General features: G+C 74.4%; 24 protein-coding genes. 9 read left to right on the top strand and 15 right to left on the bottom strand.

What is annotated here, in order from left to right; translation table 11 throughout:
- Positions 1-14: 14 nt before the first annotated feature.
- The 3 genes from VG869_13335 to VG869_13325 form a co-directional block, all read right to left on the bottom strand.
- Positions 15-584, bottom strand: a complete 570-nt coding sequence (locus VG869_13335; GenBank protein HEV3452169.1) for an NADH-quinone oxidoreductase subunit B family protein — start codon at positions 582-584, stop codon at positions 15-17.
- Positions 585-586: 2 nt separating this feature from the next.
- Positions 587-1054, bottom strand: a complete 468-nt coding sequence (locus tag VG869_13330; protein ID HEV3452168.1) for an NADH-quinone oxidoreductase subunit A — start codon at positions 1052-1054, stop codon at positions 587-589.
- Between the two features lie 122 nt (positions 1055-1176).
- Positions 1177-2424 carry a geranylgeranyl reductase family protein gene (locus VG869_13325; protein HEV3452167.1) on the bottom strand — a complete coding sequence of 416 codons (1248 nt, stop codon included), beginning with the start codon at positions 2422-2424 and terminating at the stop codon, positions 1177-1179.
- Positions 2425-2583: 159 nt separating this feature from the next.
- Between VG869_13325 and VG869_13320 the strand changes: the two genes are divergently transcribed.
- From VG869_13320 to VG869_13285, 8 genes are all read left to right on the top strand, one after another.
- Complete coding sequence (locus VG869_13320; GenBank protein HEV3452166.1) at positions 2584-3258, top strand: hypothetical protein; 675 nt, start codon at positions 2584-2586, stop codon at positions 3256-3258.
- A 29-nt stretch (positions 3259-3287) separates the two neighbouring features.
- Positions 3288-3674, top strand: coding sequence for a 4Fe-4S binding protein (locus VG869_13315; protein HEV3452165.1), 387 nt, complete (start codon positions 3288-3290; stop codon positions 3672-3674).
- Positions 3675-3822: 148 nt separating this feature from the next.
- Positions 3823-4512, top strand: a complete 690-nt coding sequence (extP, locus tag VG869_13310) for a selenite/tellurite reduction operon b-type cytochrome ExtP (GenBank protein HEV3452164.1) — start codon at positions 3823-3825, stop codon at positions 4510-4512.
- A 15-nt stretch (positions 4513-4527) separates the two neighbouring features.
- Positions 4528-5370 (top strand): menaquinol-cytochrome c reductase cytochrome b subunit, encoded by an 843-nt coding sequence (locus VG869_13305; GenBank protein HEV3452163.1) that lies wholly within the window; start codon positions 4528-4530, stop codon positions 5368-5370.
- A 9-nt stretch (positions 5371-5379) separates the two neighbouring features.
- Positions 5380-6240 carry a Rieske 2Fe-2S domain-containing protein gene (locus tag VG869_13300; protein HEV3452162.1) on the top strand — a complete coding sequence of 287 codons (861 nt, stop codon included), beginning with the start codon at positions 5380-5382 and terminating at the stop codon, positions 6238-6240.
- Positions 6241-6289: 49 nt separating this feature from the next.
- Positions 6290-7519, top strand: a complete 1230-nt coding sequence (locus VG869_13295) for a cytochrome c (protein HEV3452161.1) — start codon at positions 6290-6292, stop codon at positions 7517-7519.
- A 15-nt stretch (positions 7520-7534) separates the two neighbouring features.
- Positions 7535-8386, top strand: coding sequence for a hypothetical protein (locus tag VG869_13290; protein HEV3452160.1), 852 nt, complete (start codon positions 7535-7537; stop codon positions 8384-8386).
- Positions 8387-8405: 19 nt separating this feature from the next.
- A complete protein-coding gene (locus VG869_13285; protein HEV3452159.1) occupies positions 8406-8636 on the top strand; it encodes a hypothetical protein in 231 nt (76 codons plus the stop codon).
- On the opposite strand, the gene hemL is transcribed toward VG869_13285, so the two are convergent.
- Genes hemL through VG869_13250 form a run of 7 tightly spaced genes read right to left on the bottom strand, consistent with a single transcriptional unit; the run spans position 8633 to position 15887 of the window.
- On the bottom strand, positions 8633-9907 hold the full coding sequence (gene hemL / locus VG869_13280; GenBank protein ID HEV3452158.1) for a glutamate-1-semialdehyde 2,1-aminomutase: 1275 nt from the start codon (positions 9905-9907) through the stop codon (positions 8633-8635). The two genes, VG869_13285 and hemL, sit on opposite strands and share 4 nt — an antisense overlap.
- The gene (gene hemB, locus VG869_13275) at positions 9904-10881 is read right to left on the bottom strand and encodes a porphobilinogen synthase (protein ID HEV3452157.1); all 978 of its coding nucleotides are present in this window, start codon (positions 10879-10881) and stop codon (positions 9904-9906) included. The genes hemL and hemB overlap by 4 nt, the downstream gene beginning before the upstream one ends.
- Before the next feature lie 47 nt (positions 10882-10928).
- Positions 10929-12380: a uroporphyrinogen-III C-methyltransferase gene (gene cobA / locus VG869_13270; protein ID HEV3452156.1), complete on the bottom strand. Its 1452-nt coding sequence runs from the start codon at positions 12378-12380 to the stop codon at positions 10929-10931.
- Positions 12381-12390: 10 nt separating this feature from the next.
- Positions 12391-13278: a hydroxymethylbilane synthase gene (gene hemC, locus VG869_13265; protein ID HEV3452155.1), complete on the bottom strand. Its 888-nt coding sequence runs from the start codon at positions 13276-13278 to the stop codon at positions 12391-12393.
- Positions 13275-14540: a glutamyl-tRNA reductase gene (locus VG869_13260; GenBank protein ID HEV3452154.1), complete on the bottom strand. Its 1266-nt coding sequence runs from the start codon at positions 14538-14540 to the stop codon at positions 13275-13277. Before VG869_13260 ends, hemC begins: the two co-directional genes overlap by 4 nt.
- On the bottom strand, positions 14516-15163 hold the full coding sequence (locus VG869_13255; GenBank protein ID HEV3452153.1) for a bifunctional precorrin-2 dehydrogenase/sirohydrochlorin ferrochelatase: 648 nt from the start codon (positions 15161-15163) through the stop codon (positions 14516-14518). The genes VG869_13260 and VG869_13255 overlap by 25 nt, the downstream gene beginning before the upstream one ends.
- Before the next feature lie 10 nt (positions 15164-15173).
- Entirely contained in the window at positions 15174-15887 is a 714-nt protein-coding gene (locus VG869_13250) for a redox-sensing transcriptional repressor Rex (GenBank protein ID HEV3452152.1), read from the bottom strand.
- 69 nt (positions 15888-15956) lie between these two features.
- Here VG869_13250 and VG869_13245 point away from each other — a divergent pair, with 69 nt between their 5' ends.
- Positions 15957-16655: a hypothetical protein gene (locus tag VG869_13245; GenBank protein ID HEV3452151.1), complete on the top strand. Its 699-nt coding sequence runs from the start codon at positions 15957-15959 to the stop codon at positions 16653-16655.
- A gap of 58 nt (positions 16656-16713) precedes the next feature.
- On the opposite strand, the gene VG869_13240 is transcribed toward VG869_13245, so the two are convergent.
- The 5 genes from VG869_13240 to proC all read right to left on the bottom strand — a co-directional run bounded on the left by VG869_13240 (position 16714) and on the right by proC (position 21284).
- Positions 16714-18180: an AMP-binding protein gene (locus VG869_13240; protein HEV3452150.1), complete on the bottom strand. Its 1467-nt coding sequence runs from the start codon at positions 18178-18180 to the stop codon at positions 16714-16716.
- A 337-nt stretch (positions 18181-18517) separates the two neighbouring features.
- Positions 18518-19345 (bottom strand): SAM-dependent chlorinase/fluorinase, encoded by an 828-nt coding sequence (locus VG869_13235; protein HEV3452149.1) that lies wholly within the window; start codon positions 19343-19345, stop codon positions 18518-18520.
- Positions 19346-19369: 24 nt separating this feature from the next.
- Positions 19370-19573 (bottom strand): helix-turn-helix domain-containing protein, encoded by a 204-nt coding sequence (locus tag VG869_13230; GenBank protein HEV3452148.1) that lies wholly within the window; start codon positions 19571-19573, stop codon positions 19370-19372.
- A gap of 2 nt (positions 19574-19575) precedes the next feature.
- On the bottom strand, positions 19576-20478 hold the full coding sequence (locus VG869_13225; GenBank protein ID HEV3452147.1) for a phosphatase: 903 nt from the start codon (positions 20476-20478) through the stop codon (positions 19576-19578).
- On the bottom strand, positions 20475-21284 hold the full coding sequence (gene proC / locus VG869_13220) for a pyrroline-5-carboxylate reductase (protein HEV3452146.1): 810 nt from the start codon (positions 21282-21284) through the stop codon (positions 20475-20477). The genes VG869_13225 and proC overlap by 4 nt, the downstream gene beginning before the upstream one ends.
- Positions 21285-21451 lie beyond the last annotated feature (167 nt).

The following is a 21451-nucleotide window of genomic DNA, read 5'->3' as shown; positions in this document are numbered from 1 at the left end:
TGCGCTTGCGTCGGTCAGGCCGACTTCCGGCGCACCGGGATCGGCTGGACGTGGGAGGGGATCCCGTCCCGCTGCCCGACCTGGAGGCCGGCGCCGGCGCCGGTCGCCTGCCGCCGCCGCAGCAGCTCGCCGGTCCGGACCTGCTGGTGGAGGGTCAGGATGCCGTGGAACAGGGTCTCGGGACCGGGCGGGCACCCCGGCACGTACACGTCGACGGGGACGATCTGGTCAACGCCCTGCACCAGCGCGTAGTTGTTGAACATGCCGCCGGTGCTGGCGCAGACGCCCATCGAGATCACCCACTTCGGGTCGACCATCTGGTCGTAGACCTGCCGGAGCACCGGAGCCATCTTCTGGCTCACCCGCCCGGCGACGATCATGAGGTCGGCCTGACGCGGGCTGGCCCGGAAGATCTCCATGCCGAAGCGCGCCAAGTCGTAGTGGGCGCCGCCGACGGCCATCAGCTCGATCGCGCAGCAGGCCAGCCCGAACGTGGCTGGGAACATCGACCGCTGTCGCGCCCATCGCACGAGGTCCTCGAGGCGCCCGGTGAGGAAGTTGTGAGGAATCTGCTCGAGCCCCATCGTCAGGCGGCTTCCTCGCCCGACGTCCGGCTGGGGTCCAGCCCGTGGCGACCCGGCCTGCCGCGGACCCTCACGATCCGCCGCGGGGCGACGCGCGTGACGCCGCGGCGGGCCGGTCCCCACTCCACCGCGCCCGTGGACAGGAGGTACCCGAACGGGACGAGGAGCACCAGCAGGAAGACGCCCATCGCGACGAGCCCGTAGGCGCCGAGCGACTTCAGGACGGTCGTGAACGGGTAGAGGAAGATGATCTCGACGTCGAGGACGATGAACACCATCGCGACGAGGTAGAACCGGACCGGGAAGCGCTCCGCGGGCTCGGACTCGGGAACGATCCCGCACTCGTACGGCGCCTCCTTCGCCGACGTCGGCCGCCGGCGCGGGCCGAGCAGGCCCGACACCGCGAACGAGAGGCTCACGAAGAGCAGCACCAAGACGACCATCGCCAAAATCGGCAGGTACTGCGTCACGCGGACCCTCCAAGTCGGCCGAGGGACGCCGGCGCGCGCAGGCTATCGGACGTCTCTGGCGGGCAGGAAAGCCGGCTGGTCGGCGACCAGCCGCGACGGCGACGGCATCGTGGGCGCGTCGGTTAGGGCTCCGGACCGATCGCGACGAGGCGCTCGACGATCCGGTACGCGGCCTCCGCCGGGCCGAGCTCGTCGGGCCGCAGCAGGTTGGCCATGATGCGCAGCACCCACTCCATGAGCGAGCGGGACAGGAAGCCGACCCGGGTCAGCTCGCGCATGACGGCCGGGTTGCCGATGGCCCGGACGAACGAGCGCGCGACCTTGAAGTACAGCCCGTACTCGGCCTCGAGGCGCTCGGGGTAGCGCCGGAGGGCGAGGCCGTCGCCGGTGCGCAGCGCCTCGTCGAGCGCCTCGGCGGCGAATCGGCCGGTCTCGTAGGCGACGGAGATGCCCTCGCCGTTGAACGGGTTCACCGAACCTGCGGCGTCCCCGACCGTGCACCAGGTCGGACCGACCTTCGGGAACACCGAGAGCCCGGTCGGGAGCTTGCCGCCGGTCGGCGCGCCACACGCGGTGTCGGGGCCGATCCGCCACCGGGCCGGCGCGGTCTCGCAGAACGCCGACATGAGCGAGGTCGTGTTGACGTCCTTCCACCCCGCGAACGTCGAGAGCAGCCCGACGCCGACGTTCACCGTCCCGTCGCCGAGCGGGAAGACCCAGCCGTAGCCCGGGAGATGGTGGCCGTGGCGGTCCTGGAGGTCCAGGTGGCTCTCGATCCACGGCTCGTCGTGGTACGGGCTCTGGAAGTATCCGCGCACCGCCATCCCGAGCGGGTAGCTGCGGTCGCGCGTCGTACCCAGCGCCCGACCGAACCGCGAGTTGGCGCCGTCGGCGACGACCACGTAGCGGGCCCTCACCGCCTCGGTGCCCCCGTCTCCGCGCAGCACGGCGCCGGTCACGAGCCCGCCGTCGGTCGTGGGCTCGACCGCCTCGGTCCCGGTCCGGAGCGTGGCCCCGGCCTTCACCGCCCGGTCCGCGACCAGGGTGTCGAGGTCGCGCCGACGGATCACGTACCCGTAGTCGGGGAAGTCGGGGTGCTCGGGCCATCGGAGCTCGAGGGTGACACCGTGGGCGATCGACCGCAGGCCCTCGACCCGGAGATGGGGGGCGAGCTCGTCGGCGAGGCCGAGGTCCTCGAGCTGGCGGACGGCGCGGGGGGTCAGCCCGTCGCCGCAGGTCTTCTCGCGAGGGAACGCCTTGCGCTCGACGATGAGGACCCGGTGGCCGGCGTCGGCGAGCCAGGCCCCCGCGGCGGCGCCCGACGGCCCGGCGCCCACCACGAGCACGTCGAAGCGGTCGCTCGGGCCCATCGCGGACATCGTGCCATCGCCGTCGGCCGGACCGACCACCGGCTGCGTCCCGATATGCCGGTTCCGCAGTTAGCGTGGTAGGAACGCCGACGGGACAAGGGTTCTTGAGGGCCTGGCTCTCCAGGGCCCGACGGCCCGACGAGGAGGAGCACCGGCGGCATGCCCAACCTGATGCCCGACTGGCTGCCGTGGATCCGGCCCGCCGGCCGGCTGATCTGGGGCTCGCTGGCGCTCGTCGTGGGGCTGATCTTCGTGGTGACGATGATGAAGCGCCCCCTCCTGAAGCGGCCGTTCCCCGATCGTGTCGGCTACCTCGCCTTCCCGGCCATCCTCGTCGTCGGCGTCGTGGGCGCGCGGGTGCTCCCGAGCGTGCAGACGCTGGTCGTCTGGGCCACCGCCCTCGCGCTGGTCGGGCACGGGCTCCTCATGGCGGCGAGCAGCCGGGGCCGCGGGCCCGAGGAGCCGGCGACGTGGGCCGAGGCGTTCGCCGGCGCCGTCGGCGTGTTCGGGCTCTTCGTGGTCGGCTACGCCATCGTCCCGAGCGAGTGGCTGAACTACGCCAACGCCTACCTGCAGTGGGGCGACACGACGAAGTTCGTCTGGAGGAGCAGCGAGCAGATGCTGTTCCTCCCCTGGCACTGGCCCTTCAACCTCGACTTCCCGGCGCTGCGGGACGTCGTGACGACGGTGATCTACGTCGCGTTGCTCGGCGCCAACCTGAAGCTGTGGGTGATGTGGCAGCGCCGCCACGAGGTGCGGGAGGCCCCGGCCGCCGTTGAGGGCGCACCGGCTCGGCGGTCGCGGTTCGGTCGGCCGCTGCGGGTGAAGGGGTAGCCGTGGCCCGAACCGACGCCAATCCCCCCATGCCGGACTTCGTGACCGACTACCAGCTCCAAGAGGTGGACCCGGCCTTCTTGACCCAGTCGGTGAAGCCGAAGCAGTTCCTCCACATCGACCAGGCCGAGTGCATCCTGTGCGAGGGCTGCGTCGACATCTGCCCGTGGAAGTGCATTCACATGGTGTCGGTCGGCGCGATCGCCGAGGCCGTCGGGACTGACCAGCCGGGCGAGGACCCGCACGACCACGTGGCGTTCATCGTCGACGAGGACGTCTGCACGCGCTGCGCGCTGTGTGTCGACCGGTGCCCGACCGGCGTGATCATCCTCGGGAAGCTCGGCGGCGACGAGGCGGTCGGCGACACGCACACCCGCACGAACCGGCACGGGTACGCGTACGGGGTGCGGTTCTAGGGGCGCCGGCCGGCGCCCCGACGAGCGAGGAGACAGGTTCGTGCCCAACGGCAACGGCAGCGACGGCAACGGGCGGGGCCGGGTGCGCGTCGCGGCCGCGCTCGACAAGGTCGACGAACGGCTCCGTGGCTCGCAGGCGTGGAACTCCATCTTCCGGCCCGGCTCCGTGTACCGGCGCGGCTACACGGACAGCCCCCGGAACCGGTCCTACGTGATCATGAACAACGTGCTGTACCACCTGCACCCCGTGAAGGTGAAGCGGCACGCCGTGAAGGTGTCCTACACGCTGTGTCTCGGCGGGATGTCGTTCTTCCTCTTCATCTTGCTGACCGTGACCGGCATCTTCCTGATGTTCTTCTACCGGCCGACCACGGCGACGTCCTGGAACGACATCCGGACACTCGAGACCGCGGTCACGTTCGGGTCGCTGGTGCGGAACATGCACCGGTGGGCGGCGCACCTCATGGTGCTCACCGTGTTCCTGCACATGTGCCGCGTCTTCTACCACGGCGCCTACAAGGCCCCCCGGGAGTTCAACTGGGTGATCGGCGTAATCCTGCTCACGCTGACGCTGCTCCTGTCGTTCACCGGCTACCTGCTCCCGTGGGACCAGCTGGCGCTCTGGGCGGTGACGGTGGGCACGAACATGATGGGGTACACGCCCGTGTTCGGGAGCAGCGTCAAATACGTGCTGCTCGGGTCGCAGCAGATCGGCGACCAGACCTTGCTGCGATGGTACGTGCTGCACGTGCTGCTGTTGCCGTTCGTCATCGTCATCTTCATGGCCGTCCACTTCTGGCGGGTCCGCAAGGACGGCGGCCTCTCGGGTCCGCTGTAGGCACGGAGGAGGAGCGTGGCTGAGGTTCCCGAACACCTGCTGCGGCGGTCCCGCGAGCGCCGCAAGGCGTTGGGGCTCCCGGTGCCGGGCGAGGAGGACGAGGCGCCGGCGGCGGAGGCGGCCGACGCCGAAGCCCCCGCGGCCGAGGCCCCACCGGCCGCGGACGCCGGCGCGGGGGCCGAGGGCGGCGGCGAGGACGTCGAGACGCCCGGCGGCGCCAAGATCCCGGCCCACCTGCTCGAGCGGTCGAAGAAGCGGCGGGCCACCGTCGCCGGCGAGGCCGCCCCCGCGGCGGCGGGCGTCGGCGCGGGCGCGGCCACGGCGGTCGCCGCCCCGCCCGCCCCGACCGCGACCGGCCCCGGCGGTCACACCCAGCGCCTGCTCACCGTCGTCAAGTCCGGCTCGATCCAGCAGACGCGCGCCGAGGCCCAGGACAAGGTGCACGTGTGGCCGCACCTGCTGGTCATCGAGTTCGCGTCGATCCTCATCGTCATGGCCGCGCTCACGATCTTCTCGGCCGTCATCAAGGCTCCGCTGCTGGGTCTCGCCGACACGAACAAGACGCCGAACCCGTCGAAGGCGCCGTGGTACTTCCTGGGCCTCCAGGAGCTGCTCACGATGTTCCACCCGATGGTGGCGGGCGTGACGATCCCGGGGATCGGGCTCGGCCTGCTCGCGGTCGCGCCCTACGTCGACAAGAACCCCTCGCACTTCCCGAAGGACCGGAAGTTCGCCATCGCGGTCTTCACGATCTTCGTCATGCTCTGGGCCGTGCTCGTCATCATCGGCTCGTTCTTCCGCGGCGAGGGCTTCAACTTCGTCTTCCCGTGGAACAACGGGACGTTCTTCGAGCTGTAGGAGCCATCGGTGGCGGTCATCATCGTCGGCGTCCTGGTCCTCATCGGGCTGGCGGGGCTGTTCGTCGTCGGCACCGCCCGCCGGCGAGCCACCGGCCGGCTCAGCCGCGAGACGCGACGGGCCGACGCCAGCGAGCCGCCCCCGGAGGCGGCGCCGAGCGCCCCGGAGGGCGCCGAGCCGGTGGCGGGCGAGGACCCGCGCCAGCGCGCCGACGAGTCGCGACGCGCCATCGAGAGCGGCGGCGGCCTCCCGGTCCCCGCCGGCGAGCGGGGCGTCACCCGCTACGAGCCGGTCGACGATGAGGAGCTGGGGATCACTCGTCGTCAGTTCTTCAACCGCGGGATCCTGACCGGCATGCTCCTGGCCGTCAGCGGCTTCGGCGCCGCCGCGCTCGGGTTCCTCTGGCCGGGAGCGTCGAGTGCGGGTGGGTTCGGCAGCAAGATCAACATCGGGAACAAGTCGGACATCGACGCCGCCATCGCCAAGAAGACGCCGTACTACAACGCCACTGCGAAGGTGTACATCAACCCGTACCCGAAGGACGCGCTCCCGAAGGCGAAGAAGATCTACGCGCCCATCATCCTCAGCGGCCTGCAGCTCGGCTACGTCGCCCTCTACCAGCGGTGCGTGCACCTCGGGTGCCGGGTGCCGTGGTGCCTGACCTCGCAGTGGTTCGAGTGCCCGTGCCACGGCTCGAAGTACAACCGGGTCGGCGAGAAGCGGGGCGGGCCGGCGCCGCGCGGGCTCGACCGGTTCCCGTTCTCGCTGTCGGGCGGCTCGATGGTCGTCGACACCGGCACCATCATCCAGGGGCCGCCCATCGGCACCGACACCACCGGGCAGGCGGCGGAAGGCGCGCCGTGCGTGTGACGGCGGCGGCGTCCGGGCCCGGCGCCGGCGAGGCGGGGACCGAGGCGCGGTGAGCTTCGAGTCCGCGATCGCCGTCCTGAACGGCGTCGTCGTCCTGGCCCTCGGCGGCTTCGTCGTCTGGCGCGTCGTCAGCCTGCGTCGGAACCCCGAGCCGCGCCCGCCGCTGAACCTGGCCCCGGGCCTGCCCGACGAGGACCTCGAGGGCCGCAAGCTCGAGCGGGTCCTCGGCTGGGCCCTCCTCTTCACGGTCGTCCTCGCGGTGGCGCTGCCCGTGTACTTCCTCGTCGAGCCCAACCGGGAGGCGACCGCGTCCAACGAGTTCCTGAAGGAGTCGGTCCACCGCGGCGCCACGCTGTTCGCGAACCAGCAGAGCCCGTTCTATGACCCCACGACGTCGCTGCTCTGCGCCAACTGCCACGGCGTGCACGGCGAGGGCGGGCAGGCGCCGTTCACGCTGCCGCCCGAGGCCGACCTCTGCCAGCTGCCGCAGAACCAGAGCAACGCCAGCGTGCCGCAGTGCCTCCCGCAGCAGGTGTCGTGGCAGGCGCCGGCGCTGAACACCGAGCTGTTCCGGTTCTCCCGAGATCAGGTGACCCAGATCATCACGTACGGGAGACCCGGCACCCCCATGCCCGCATGGGGGGTCGCCAGCGGGAAGGGAGTCCTCGGTGAGCAGGGAATCGAGGACCTCGTGAACTTCATCAACAGCATCCAGATCTCCCCGACGCAGGCGCAGAAGGAGTCGGCGACCGCGGTCGCGACCTACAAGCAGCAGGCGGCCGACCTCGTGACCACGACCAGCCAGAGCCTGAGCGCGGCGCAGGCCCAGCTCGCGCAGGCCCAGACCAAGGGCGCGCCGGCCGCGGCCATCAGCAGCTTCCAGGCCCAGGTCTCGCAGCTGCAGGCGCAGCTGCAGGCGGCCCAGCGGAACAACGCCGAGGTGCAGAGCCTCAGCGAGGGCGCGATCCTCTTCCGGGTCAACTGCGCCCGCTGCCACACCAAGAACTGGTCCTTCAACGACCCGACGAAGCTCAGCCAGCCCGCGCCGGCGGCCCAGGGCAGCGGCGCCTTCGGCCCGCCCCTCAACGGCGGGTCGGTCCTGATCCAGTTCCCCGGCCAGACCGGGCGCACCCAGCAGGTCCAGTGGGTGACGGCCGGCGTGCCCGCCAACCAGCCGTACGGCACCCGGGGCATCTCGTCGGGTCGGATGCCCCACTTCGGCGCCCTGCTTACCGCCCAGCAGATCGCCGAGATCGTCGACTACGAGCGCAGCCTGTAGGCCCGCGGAGCGCCGGTGCTCACACTCCTCGCCCAGACCATCACCAAGCCGCCGCCGAGCGGCATCTGGTACCCGACGATCATCGGGATCCTCGTCGTGGTGGCCGCGATCGGGCTGTTCTGCGGGTCGGTGTACGTGCTGCTGGCGACGAACCTCGGCGCCCGGCTCGGATTCCTCGTCGCGTTCACCGGCCTGATGGGGTTCATGGTGCTGCTCACGGTCCTGTGGATGCTCACGACCTCACCGCTGAACACGCTGCGGGGCACGATCCCGGCGTGGCAGGTGCAGAAGGTGGTGAACAACCTCAACGACCCTGCGCTGTCCCCCGAGGTCCGCGACGCGCCACGAGTCGGCCGGGTCGTGAGCACCACCGTGGCGGCGACGATCAAGGCCGCGGTCGACGCCAAGCTCGTCACCGTCCAGCCCGTCGCCAACATCCCGCTGCCCCCGAACCAGAATCAGTTCGCCCGGTTCCAGACCGTGACCGACTTCAAGGAGGTGAAGTACTACGAGGTCGGCGGCAGCAAGCCGCGCCTCCTCGACTGGCAGCTGAACCACCAGCCCCTCTACGGGGTGGTGCAGTTCTGTGGCGTGCTCCCGAACAACCTGCCGTTCGGCCTCCCTCCCCCGACGCCGGTGTGCGACCCGACCTCGACGAAGAGCGGGTTCGCGATCCTGAAGTTCAACTACGGATCGCTGCGGATCCCGCCGTTCGTCGCCTTCCTCTGCTCGTCGATCCTGTTCGGCCTCGGCCTCCTCGCGCTCCACTGGCGGGAGAAGGACGAGCGCGCCACCAAGGCCGCCGCCGAGCGCGCCAGCGCCCTTCCCGAGCGTGAGTCCCGGCCGCTCGTCGGCGCTCCGCGGTGAGCCCATGAGGAGGATGCCCATGCGACCGATGCGACGCCTCGTCGTCGGCGGCCTCGCCGCCCTGGCCGCCCTGGCGGGCTCGGCGGTCCCGGCCGGCGCGCAGCAGCTCGTCGACGCCGGCTCCCGCGACAACGGGTCGGGGGCGGTGGCGTTCATCGCCTTCGCCCTCATGGTGTTCGCGATCGGCTTCGCGCTCTTCTTCATGGACCGGGTCCGGCGCCGGGCCCGGGACCAGGAACGCCGCGGCTAGTCCGCGACCTCGGCGGCGGCCTCGCCGGCGGCCTCGACCGTCACCGCGAGGTCGGCGTCCTCGTGGGCGAGGCTCGGGAACCAGGTCTCGAAGGGGCTCGGGGGCAGGAAGACGCCGCGGCGCAGCATGGCCTGGAAGAACCGGGCGTAGCGCTTGGCGTCCGCGGCCTGGGCGCCGGCGTAGTCGGTGACGGGCCCGTCGGCGAAGAACAGCCCGCACAGCGTCCACGCCCTCGGCACCTGGGCGGCCACGCCCGCGGCGGCCATCGCGTCCGCGACCCCGTCGGCGAGACGGCGGGCGCGGCCCTCGAGCTCGTCGTAGGCGGCGGCGTCCAGGCACCCGAGCACGGCCCGCCCGGCGGCGGTGGCGAGCGGGTTCCCGGCCAGCGTGCCGGCCTGGTAGACGGGGCCGTCGGGGGCCAGGCCGGCGAGGATCGCCGCCGGTCCGCCGACTGCGGCGAGCGGGAGCCCGCCGCCGAGCACCTTGCCGAACAGGGTGAGGTCGGGGGTGAAGCCGAGCCGCGCCTGGGCGCCGGCCGGTCCGACCCGGAAGCCGGTGATGACCTCGTCGGCGACGAGCAGCGCGCCGGCCTCGTCGCAGCGGCGCCGCAGCCCGGCCAGGAACCCGGGGTGCGGGGCGACGAGACCCATGTTGGCGGCGACGGGCTCGACGAGCACGGCCGCCAGGTCGTCGCCGTGGGCTGCGAAGGCGGCGTCGACGGCGGCCTCGTCGTTGAACGGGGCGACGAGGGTGTCGCCGACCGCGCCGGCGGTCACGCCGGCCGAGCCGGGCAGTCCCAGCGTCGCCACCCCGCTGCCCGCGTCGACGAGGAGCGCGTCGACGTGCCCGTGGTAGCAGCCGGCGAACTTCAAGATCTTCGGTCGGTCGGTGACCCCCCGGGCCAGCCGGACCGCGGTCATCGCCGCCTCGGTGCCCGACGACACCAGCCGCAGCTGCTCGACCGACGGGACGCGCGTCGCGACCGCCTCGGCGAGCTCGACCTCCCCGGGCGTCGGCGCCCCGTACGAGGTGCCGGCGGCGGCGGCGCGCTGCACCGCCTCCACCACGACGGGGTGGGCGTGGCCGAGGATCGAGGCCCCCCAGGACTGCACGTAGTCGAGGTACCGGTTGCCGTCCACGTCCACGAGGTACGCGCCCTCGCCGCGGGCGACGAAGAACGGGTCGCCGCCCACGCTCGCGAACGAGCGCACCGGGGAGTTGACGCCGCCGGGGATGCGGAGGCGGGCCCGGGCCTGGAGGTCCTCGTTCACCGCCGGGCTTCGGCGACGCGACGCGCGGCGTAGGTGAGGATGAAGGTGGCCCCAGCGCGCTTGATCGCCGTCAGGTGCTCGCGCATCACCGCGTCGCCATCGAGCCACCCGTTGGCGGCCGCGGCCTCCACCATCGCGTACTCGCCGCTCACGTGGTAGGCGCCGACGGGGAGGTCGACGGCGGCGCGGACGCGCGCGACGACGTCGAGGTACGCCAGGGCGGGCTTGACCATCACGAGGTCGGCGCCCTCGGCGACGTCGAGGAGGGTCTCGGCGACGGCCTCCCGGCCGTTCGGCGGGTCGAGCTGGTAGGAACGACGGTCGCCGAACCGGGGCGCGCACTCGGCGGCGTCGCGGAAGGGCCCGTAGAGCGCCGAGGCGTACTTCGCCGCGTAGGCGAGGATGGCGGTGTCGGCGTGCCCGGCGTCGTCGAGCGCGCCGCGGATGGCGCCCACCTGGCCGTCCATCATCCCGGAGGGGGCGACGACGTCGGCGCCGGCCGCGGCTTGGGTGACGGCCGCCGAGGCGTACCGCCCGAGGGTGGCGTCGTTGTCCACGGTCCCGTCGGGGCCCACGAGGCCGCAGTGCCCGTGGTCGGTGTACTCGTCGAGGCACGTGTCGGCGATCAGGACCAGGTCGTCGCCCACCTCGTCCCGCAGGGCCCGGAGCGCGACCGGCACCACCCCGTCGGGGTCGTCGGCGCCGGAGCCCCGCGCGTCCTTCCGCGTCGGGACGCCGAAGAGCACGACCGCCGGCAGGCCGAGGTCGGTGAGGGCGCGGGCCTCCTTCGTGAGGCTCTCGAGGCTGTGCTGGACCACGCCGGGCATGGAGGGGACCGGCTCCGGCTCCCGGAGCTCCTCCTTCACGAAGAGCGGCGCGATGAGGTCGTCGACCTCGACGCGGGTCTCGGCCACGAGGCGTCGCAGCGCCGGGGTGCGCCGCAGCCGTCGAGGCCGCTGCTCGGGGAACGCCATGCCGCGATGGTAGGGCGCCACCCCGGCGCCGCCCCTCGGCCCGGGCGTCAGGCCAGCACCTCGAGGAGGGCCGCCACCAGCCCGTCGATGGTGTGCTCGGTCGCCTCGGCGTCGACGCGCAGCCCGCGGGCGCGGGCCGTCTCCGAGGTCACCGGCCCGATCGACACGACGAGGGGCTGCGGGTCGAGCGGCCCGACGGCGTCGCAGAAGTTCGTGACCGTCGAGGAGGACGTGAACGTCACCGCGTCGACGGCGCCGGCCCGGACCCGCGCCAGGACCGCCGGGTCGGATGGCACCGGTCGGGTGCGGTAGAGGGGGAGGACGTCGACCGCGTAGCCCCGAGCCTCGAGCCCGTCGACGAGCACGTCGCGCGCCTGCTCGGCCCGGGCCACGAGCACCGCCTCGCCGGCCCCGGGTGGGAAGGCGTCGACGAGCGCGTCGGCGACGAAGCGGTCCGGGATCAGGTCGGCGTGCACACCCCGGGCGGCCAAGGCGGCGGCCGTGCCGGGCCCGATCACGGCCACGCGCAGGCCGGCGAGGGACCGGGCGTCCCGGCCCGTCGGCGTCAGTCCCTCGTCGAAGAGGGTCGCGACCCCGTTGGCGGAGGTGAGGACGAGCCAGGCGTACCGCGTCAGGTCGGGGAGGGTGACCGGCAGCGGCTCGACCACGATGGCGGGCAGCTCCTCGACCCGGGCCCCGAGCGTCTCAAGGCGGGCCCGCAGGCCGCTGGCCTGCTCGCGGGCTCGGGTCACCACGACGGTGCGGCCGAACAGCGGTCGCCGCTCGAACCAGGCCAGGTCGAGGGCGGCGGCGGCGCCGATGACGATCGCGGCCGGCGGCTCGACCCGGAGGGCCGAGATCGAGCCGAGGGTGGCTCGTCGGGTGACCTGGTCGGGGCGAGTGCCGTGCTGCACCGCCGCGACCGGCGTGTCGTCGGGGAGGCCGCCGGCGCGGAGCCGGTCGACGATGCCGCCGATGCGCGCCGCGCCCATCAGCACCACGATGGTCCCGCCGACGCGGGCGAGCTGCTCCCAGTCGACGTCGACGCGTCCCTTGGCCGGGTCCTCGTGACCGGTGACCACGGTGACGTGCGTGGCGACGCCACGGTGCGTGACCGGGATGCCGGCGTATGCGGGCGCGGCGATCGCGCTGGTGACACCCGGCACGACCTCGAACGGGATCGCCGCCGCCGCGAGCGCCTCGGCCTCCTCGCCGCCGCGTCCGAACACGAACGGGTCGCCACCCTTGAGCCGCACCACCTCGCGACCGGCGCGGCCGTGCTCGACGAGCAGCGCGTTGATCTCGTCCTGGGTGGCCTCGGCCGCCCCCGGCGCCTTCCCGACCGAGATGCGCACCGCAGACGCGGGCGCCAGCTCGAGGAGCGCGTCGGCGGCCAGCCGGTCGTAGACGACGACGTCGGCGCGGGCCAGCACCTCGGCGCCCCGTCGGGTCAAGAGCCCGGGGTCGCCGGGACCGGCCCCGACGAGGTAGACGGTCACGGCTCGCGGGTCACGCCACGTCCTCGAGGAGCATGCGCCCGCCGTGGCGGTCCAGGAGCCGCCGGGCCGCGTCCCGCCCGGCGCGCGCCGGGTCGGCGTCGGCGGCGGTGGCCCGCAGGAGGATTCGCCCGTCGAGCGACGCCAGCATCGCCGTGAGCGTCACCCCAGCGTCGTCCGCGACGGCCAGGGCACCCGCGGGCACGTCGCACCCGCCGCCGAGCTCGGCGAGGAAGGCCCGCTCGGCGTCGACGGCGCGGCGCGCCGCGCGATCCTCGACCGCGGCGAGCAGGGCGCGGGTGTCCTCGTCGTCGGCCCGGCACTCGGCCGCGAGCGCGCCTTGGGCCACCTGGGGCAGGACCACGGTCGGGTCGAGCGGGTGCACCCGCGCGTCGACGAGGCCGAGCCGCTCGAGAGCCGCGAGCGCGATTACCACCGCGTCGTGGTCGGCGGCCCGGGCGACGCGCGTCGGGACGTTGCCGCGCAGCTCCGCGAACGTGAGGTCCGGGCGAGCGTGCGCGAGCTGGGCGCGCCGCCGCACCGACCCGGTCGCCACCCGGGCGCCGGTCGGCAGGGCGTCGAGCGAGCCGCCGACGAGCGCGTCGCGGGGGTCGGCCCGCTCCGGGACACACGCCAGGACGAGGCCCGGCGGGGTGATGGACGGCAGGTCCTTCGCCGAGTGCACCGCGACGTCGGCGCGCCCGGCGACGACCGCGTCCTGGATCTCCTTCGTGAAGGCCCCGCGCCCGCCGAGCTCGCGGATCGGCACGCCGGCCCGACGGTCGCCGGCGGTCGTCACGATCACGAGCTCCCCCGGACGGTCCAGCCGGGCCAGGACCCGTTCGGCCTGCCAGCGGGCAAGCGCGCTGCCGCGGGTCGCCACCCGCAGCGGCCGGGTCACTCGTCGAGCGCGAACAGGTCGGCGAGCGCGTCGGCGAGGAGCTCGCCAGCGGCCGAGCCGGCGGCGTCCTTGACGCGGACGGTCGGCTCGTGGAGGAGCTTGTTCACGACGGCCCGGGTCACCTGCTCGACGACGGCTCGGGCGGCGGGGTCCAGCTCGGCGAGCCGCGCGGCGCGGCGCTCGAGCTCCGCGGCGCGGATGGCGTCCCCCCGGGCGTGGAGGGCGGCGACGATCGGCGCGACCTCCCGCGCCGAGCGTTCGACACGGAACCGGTCGAGCTCGTCGGTGATGATGACTCGGACCTTGCCCACCTCGGCGCGCCGCTGCTCGAGGGACTGCTCGCCGAAGGCGCGGAGCGCCTCGATGTCGAGGAGGGTGATCCCGAACACCTGGCCGACGCCGGCGTCGACGTCACGGGGAACGGCGACGTCGACGACGAGCAGAGCCCGGTCCCCACGCCGATCCATGACCGTCTCCATGTCGCCGCGCTCGATGAGCGTGCCCGGCGCGCTCGTCGACGCGAGGAGGACGTCGGCGTCCACGAGGGCGTCGGGGACCTCGTCGAGCGAGATGGCCCGGCCGTCCACGCGGCGGGCCAGCTCACGGGCCCGGGTCCGGGAGCGGTTGGCGACGACGATCTCGCCCACGCCGGCGCCGGCGAGGGCCACCGCCATGCCCACGGCGACGTCGCCGGCCCCGAGGACCAGCACCCGCCGCCCGGACAGCGACCCGAGCCGATCGGCGGCCAAGGCGACCGCCGCCGACGAGACGGACACGGCGTGCCGGCCGATGCCGGTCTCGTGCCGGGCCCGCTTGCCGACGTGGACCGCGTGCCGGAAGGTGCGGGACAGCAGCGGCCCGGCGGTGCCCTCCCGCTCGGCGGTCCGCCAGGCCTCGCGGACCTGGCCCAGGATCTCGGCCTCGCCGATGATCATGGAGTCCAGCCCGGCGGCGACGCCGAAGAGGTGCGCCACCGCGGCGTCGTCGTGGTACGTGTACAGGCTCTCGGCGAGGTCGTCGGGATCGAGGCCGGCGAGCTCGGCGAGGAAGTGCCGGGCGTCGTCGACGCCCGCGTGGAACCGGGTGGAGCGGGCGTACACCTCGGTGCGGTTGCACGTGGAGAGCAGGACCACCTCGGCGAGGTGCTCCCGCCCGGCCAGGGTGTGGAGCGCCTTCGGGAGGCCCGGGGCGGCGACGGTCATCCGCTCGAGGAGGTCGACCGCCGCGGTGCGATGGTTCAGTCCGACGACGACGAGAGACACGCCCGGAGCAGCTCCTTCGCTTGGGCCACGCGCCCGGTGCGGATGAGGTCGAGCATGCCGGAATCGATGGCCCGTCGCCAATCGACGGTCTCGGTCGACGTGCCGGCGGCGCGGAGGCGCTCGCGCTCCTCGCTGAGCAGCTCGAGCAGCACCTCCCACTCGGGCCCCATCTCGGTGGCCACGTGTTCCTTCAGGTAGGTGGCGAGGGCCGGGCTGCGGCCCCCGGTGCCGATGGTGACGACGAGGTCGCCCCGCCGCACCACCGACATCAGCGTGAGCGAGCAGTGGGCGGGGTCGTCGGCGGCGTTCACGAAGACCCGCCGGGCCTCGCCGGCCTCGTAGACGGCCGCGTTCACGGCCGGGTCGGGGGTCGCCGCCGTCGCCAGCCATGCCTCGTCGAGGTCGGCGGGCTGGAAGGCCCGCTCGTCGACGGTCACCCGCCCCGCGTCCCGCCACGCCAGCACCTCGGGCCCGAGGTCGGGCGCGACCACGTGCACGGCGGCGCCGGCCTCGAGGAGCCCGTCGATCTTGCGGGCCGCGACCCGGCCCGCGCCGACGACGACGCAGCGCCGCCCCGCGAGGAGGAGGCTGGCCGGGTAGCCGAGGAGTCCGGGCCGTCCCACCGGCCCATGGTCACACGCCGGCGCCGTCCCGGGCGCGCCGTCCGTGCTGCTGGTAGAAGGACAGGATCTGCAGCTCGGTGGCCAGGTCGACCTTCCGCAGCGACACCTCAGGGGGGACGACCACGACCGTCGGGGCGAAGTTCAGGATCGCCCGCACGCCGGCGGCCACCAGACGGTCGGCGACGGCTTGGGCCGAGGCGGCGGGGGTGGCGATGACGCCGATGGCGACGTGTCGCTCGGTGACGATGCGGCCGAGGGCCTCGACCGGCTCGATCGGCAGGCCGCCGACCGGCTCCCCGACCTTCGCCGGGTCGGCGTCGACCAGGGCCACGACCCGGAAGCCACGGGCGCTGAACCCCCGGTAGTTGGCGAGGGCCCGGCCGAGGTTCCCGAGCCCGAGGATGGCCACCGGCCAGTCGTGGGTGAGGCCGAGCTCCCGGGACACCTCGCGCACGAGCTGGTCGACGTCGTAGCCCACCCCGCGGGTCCCGTAGGAGCCGAGGTGGGAGAGGTCCTTGCGCACCTTGGCCGCGTTCACGCCCGCCAGCTCGGCGAGCTGCTCCGACGAGACGGTGCCGATCGCCTGGTCGGCGACCTGGAGCAGGGCTCGGTAGTAGAGGGGGAGCCGGGCCACGGTGGCCTCGGGGATCGGCCGAACTCCGATGTCGGGCTCCTCTCGGCTCGGCGCGAGTGGTCGTGCCGGCGCGGTCCGGGCTCCGGCCACCCTATCCCGCGCTTGTGCACGCGGTCACAAGCGCGAGGTCGAGGCGGGGCGCCTACGCTCGCCACCGAGATGGTGACGGGGTTGGCGTTCGTGGCCACCGCCGTCGCCTCCCTGTTCGCCGAGTCGACGCTGGCGGCTGCCACCCAGCAGCGGCGGCGGCGCGAGCTGTGGGACTGGACCGTGGCCCTGGCGCTCTTCGCCCTGGCGGCCGCCGCCCTGGCCCTCGGGACCTCGAACGGCTGGGACCGCGGCACCTACCGGGTCTTCTTCCTGCTCGGCGCGGTGCTGGACGTGCCGTGGCTGGCGCTCGGGACCGTCGACCTCCTGCTCGGGCCCCGGGCGGGCCGCCGGGCCCAGTGGTTCGTCGTGTTCTTCTCCGGCCTCGCCGCGGGCGTGATCGCGAGTGCCCCCATGCGCGCGGTGGCGGGCACCCGCATCCCCGTGGCCAGCCGGACCTTCGGCGCCTTCCCCCGGGCGCTGGCCGCGGTCGGCAGCGGGATCGGGGCCACGGTCATCCTCGTCGGCGCCGTCCTGTCGGCCGTCCGGTTCGCCCGGGATCGGACCCAGCCCGGCAACGCACGCCGCGCCGTCGCCAACGGGCTCATCGCCGCCGGCACCCTCGTCCTGTCGAGCGGCGGCCTGGTCCAGGGCTTCCTCGGCCACGACGAGGCCTTCGCCGCGACCCTCGCCGCCGGCATCGTGGTCGTCTACGCCGGCTTCCGGGTGGCCGGGCGACGCCGCCGGACGCCGTCGACCGCGTCGCCGTGAGCCCCTCGGCGCCGCCTCGTGGGCCGCGGCGAGGGCGACCGTCCCCGCGCCGCGAGCCTCAGACCGGGAGGGCTCGGCGCAGGAGCTTGCCGGCGGCGTCGCGGGGCAGCTCGTCGAGCACCTCGACGCGCGTCGGGCACTTGTAGCGGGCGAGCGACCGGGCGCAGTGCGCGATGAGCGCGGCGGGGTCGGGCGTGTGCCCGGGCTCGGGCACGACGAAGGCGACGACGGCCTCGCCCGTGCGCGGGTTCGGGGCGGCGGCGACGGCGGCGTCGCGCACGTCCGGATGGGTCCGGAGGACGTCTTCCACCTCGACGGGGTAGACGTTGAAGCCGGACACGATGACGAGGTCCTTGCGGCGGTCGACCAGCCGAAGGTCGCCGTGCTCGTCGAGCACGGCCACGTCCCCGGTGCGGAGCCACCCGTCGTCCCCGAGCACCAGGCGCGTCGCCTCCGGGTCCCGCCAGTAGCCGGGGAAGACGTTCGGGCCCCGGACCCAGATCTCGCCGGGGTCGCCGGTGAGGACGTCGGCGCCGTCGAGGTCGGCGAGGCGGACGTCGACGCCCGGCAGCGGGCGACCGATGGACCCGGGGCGGGGCGGGGCGGGCTCCAGCGCCGTCGTGGCCACGATCGGCGACGCCTCCGTGAGCCCATAGCCCTGGTGGAGGACGAGGCCGAAGCGGGCGCTGAACCCGGCCTCGACCTCGGCGGGCAGCGCCGCGGCTCCCGACACCGCCAGGCGGACCGACCGGAACGTCTCTTCGGTCGCGTCGTCGGCGTCGACGTCGAGCCAGTCGCCGAACATCGTCGGGACCCCCGCCAGCACGGTCACGGCGTGGCGCTCGACGAGCCGGGCGGCGGGACGGGGCTGGAACCGGTCGACGAGCACGGTGCTGGCGCCGGCCGCGAGCGCCACGCCGAGGACGACGTTGAGCCCGAAGACATGGAAGAACGGCAGCGCACCGAGAGCGACGTCGGACGGCCCGACCGCCAGGCCGGGGTGGTCGAGGACCTGGGCGATGTTGGCGGCGAGGTTCCCGTGGGTCAGCATCGCCGCCTTCGGCCGTCCCGCGGTCCCGGACGTGAAGAGCAGCACCGCGATGTCAGCGGCCGACCGTTCGGCGAGCGGAGCGGCGGTGTCGGGCAGGGCGTCCAGGTCGACGGTCCGCAGCCGCTGCCCCGCGGCGGTGACGAGCGGCGCCACCGACCCGGCCGCGAGGGTGAGCCGGGGCTCGACCGCGGCGAGGTCGCGCTCGAGCTCGGCGGGCGGCGCCATCGGGTTCAGCGGCACGCACGTGGCGCCGGCGTGGAGGGCGGCGAGGTATCCGGTCACGAACGCCTCGTTGTTGGGGCTGACGAGCGCGACCCGGTCGCCGGGCCGCACCCCGTCGTCGGCCAGGGCGGCGGCCAGGCGGGCCGACGACTCGGCGAGGGCCCCGAACGTCGTGGCGCCGCGCCCGCCGATCAGCGCGACCGCGTCGGGCCGGCCGAGCCCCCCGTGCTGGAGGGCGGCGGCGAGGTTCACGGGGGGATGGTAAGGGGGTGGCGCCGTCCGGCCGGTGAGTGCCGCGGAGAGGGGTCAGCGCCTCGGAGAGGAGGAGGTGGCTCCAGCCGCGGGCGTGGGTCTTGGGGCGGGCTGGGAGGCCAGTGATCGCCACTTTTTCGTGGCGTCACGCTCCCCACGCCCGCGTGCCGGAACCGTCCCCAGCATCGTCGCTCTGCGTGATCGGCTTGAGCATTTTCGTCACTGAGAGTGGAATGGGGGGGCGGCGACTACGGGCTGAGCCGGAGGACGAACTGCGCGAAAGCGGCGGCGAAGATGAGGACGAGGAGGGCGGCGATGGCGATCGTGGTGCCCGGCCTCACGGCGGCACGGTAGCGCCAGGGGGGACGAGGATCACCGTCGAGCCCGGCTGAAGGTCGTACTCGGCGGCGGCCGAGCGACGGTCCAGGGCGAGGGCGGCGAGGCCGTACGAGTCGACGAGGAGGACGAGCTCGGACGGGCGAGCGGCGGCGTAGGTGTGGACCCAGCGGGCGGCTTTGGCCCGGCCTCCGACCCGCACCTCGAGGGTCCCGCCGGGCTCGGCCCCGGCCGCCTCCAACTCGTCGGGGCCGACGTTGAGCTGGCAGTTCCCGAAGCGGTCCACCCACCAGACGTCGGCCTCGACGGCGCCGCCAGGCAGGACGCGGGGCAGGCCGACGACGCCGGGCACCAGGGTCGCCGGGTCCACCGGCTCGCCGAGGTCCTCGAGCGTGCCGCCGGCGGCGAGGTGGGCGGCGGCGGGGGCCATGACGTCCCGGCCGGCGAAGGTCGGCCCGGGAGCAGGCAGCTGGTGCTCCGTGTTGGTGAGGTGCACGACCCGGCGCGCCCCGCCGAGCATGGCGACGGCCGGGGCCAGCAGGCCGTTGTCCGGGCCGACGAAGACGGCTCGGTCGCACTCGACCCCGACGAGCCGGCGCTCGGTGCCAACGCCGGGGTCGACCACCGCCAGCACGACGCAGCCGTCGGGGAGGTACTGGACCGCCCGCACCAGGGCGAGGGCCCCGGCGCGGACGTCGTGGGCGGGCACCTGGTGCGTGAGGTCGATGACGTCGAGGCCGGCGGCGAGGCCGAGCATCACGCCCTTGCACACGCCGACGAACTCGTCGACGAGGCCGTAGTCGGAGAGGAAGGCGACCGGCCTGCTCACCGGCCTCTCGCCCCCTGGCCCCAGCTATCCCGCCTGCGTGTAGCGGGACGAGAGGTACGTGTCGACGTCGACGTCACGCACCCGGAACGAGCGCCCCACCCGGACCGCGGGCAGGTCGCCCGCCTTGATCAGCCGGTACACGGTCATCGACGAGACCCGCATGAGGTCCGCCACCTCCTGGACCGTCAGAAAGCGCGCTTTAGCAAACGAGTCCGCCGAGTCCGCCACGCTCACCCCTCTCCCCCGCTCGGGGGGCCAGCGTACGTCCCCGGGGTCTCTGTTGCCAAGTGTGGCGGCTGCCGTGTGGCGTCGCGGTCGTGGACCACGGGGCCGGCGCCCCTCACGGTCTCGAGCACGGCGGCGGTGACGGGCCCGTACGCCGCGGGCGGTCGACGCAGCGCCAGCGGGACGACGACGACCGGCCGACCTTGCTGCGCCGCCAGTGCGGGGGCGGGAGCGTCGAGGTCTGCGAACGCCACCGTGGGCACGCCCGCCGCGATCGCCCCGACCGCGAACACGCCGTCGGCGACGGCGATCGCGGGCCGGCCGGCCGAGAAGAGCCACTCGTCAGCCGCCTCGGGCCGCGACTCCTCGACGAGCGCCCGGCCGTCGGTGGCGACCGCGACGCCGTCCAGCCACCAGAGGAGTCGTCCCGACGCGTACGGCCCGGCGGCCCCAGGGTCGGCGACGACCCCCCCGGCCGCCCGCGCCGCCCGCGCCAGCGCGGCGTAGAGGCTGAGGAGCGAGGGGGGCGCCGCGGTCGCGAGGGCGATCCGCCCGCCGGCTCGGGCCACGGCCGCGACCTCCTGACCGGCCCGGGCCGCGGCGGCGAGCGTCCGAGCCGGATCGATCTCGCCGTGCCGCTCACCTTGAGGGCCGGCGGCGGCGGCGACGGCGGCGACGACCTCGTCGAGCGTGACCGGCGACGTCCCGCGCGCGGACTCGGTGTCGGCCAGCCGCCGCGCCGCTGCCAGCACCTCGCCGTGACCGAGGCGCGGATGCCGCCCACACACCCCGGCCCGGACGAGGCGGCGCGCCGCCGTCGGCGCCGGTGATCGCGTGAGCGCAGGGCGGGCCGGGTTCGACCGCTCCGTGAGCCGGGGTGGGAGGTCCCGGCGCGGTCGGCGCGTCACGGCCGGTTCGTCTCACCGAGCTGGCGCGACCGCTCGGTGGCCGCGAGCACCGCGTCGAGGAACGCGCTGCGCACCCCTCGTCGCTCCAGGACCTGGAGACCGGCCGCAGTCGTGCCGCCAGGGGAGGTCACCGCGGCGCGCAGCGCCTCCGGCGGCTCACCGCCGGCGAGGAGCGTCGCCGCGCCGAGCAGCGTCTGGCGGACCAGGTCCTCGGCGACGTCGCGCGGCAGGCCCGCGAGGACCCCCGCCTCGACGAGCGATTCGGCGACGAGGAACACGTACGCCGGCCCCGAGCCCGAGAGCGCGGTGACCGCGTCGAGATGGTGCTCGGGCAGCCGGACGACGGTGCCGACGGCCCCGAGGATTCGCTCGGCGGCCTCGAGGTGGCTGACGTCGGCGTGGCGGCCGGCGGCGACGGCCGCCGCGCCGCGTCCGACGAGGGCGGCGGTGTTCGGCATCGCCCGCACGACCGGGTGGTCGGGCGCGGCGCGCTCGAGCTCGGCCAGCGGCACGCCGGCCGCGAGCGACAGGATGAGCGCGTCCGCGGGCAGCGCCTCGGCGGTGGCCTCGAGCGCGGCGGCGACGTCGGCGGGCTTCACCGCCACCACGACCACCTCGGCGTCGGCGACCGCCCACGCCGGGCTCGGCACGACCCGGACCCCGGGGAAGCGCTCCTCGAGGACCCGGCGGCGGTCGGGTTCGACCTCGGCGACCGCGACCTCGTCCGCCTCCCAGCCGGCCTCGCGCAGGCCGGCGACGAGTGCCTCACCCATGCGGCCACCCCCGAGGACCGCCAGTCGCACCATGTCAGCAAGTTACGGGATGGCGGCGACCGGGACGACGCAGAGATTGGGCCTTGTGCAGCGGCTCCGCCGGCGCGACAGTCCGCGGTCCCGGCACCGACGGGTGCCGGTGGCGGTGAGCCCGAGGTGCAGGAAGGCCACTCCGTTCGGGGAAGTGCGGAGGGACCCGA

It is taken from the genome of Acidimicrobiia bacterium (assembly GCA_035948415.1).
GTDB lineage: Bacteria > Actinomycetota > Acidimicrobiia > IMCC26256 > PALSA-555 > PALSA-555.
This window is presented reverse-complemented; position numbering and strand designations above follow the sequence as displayed.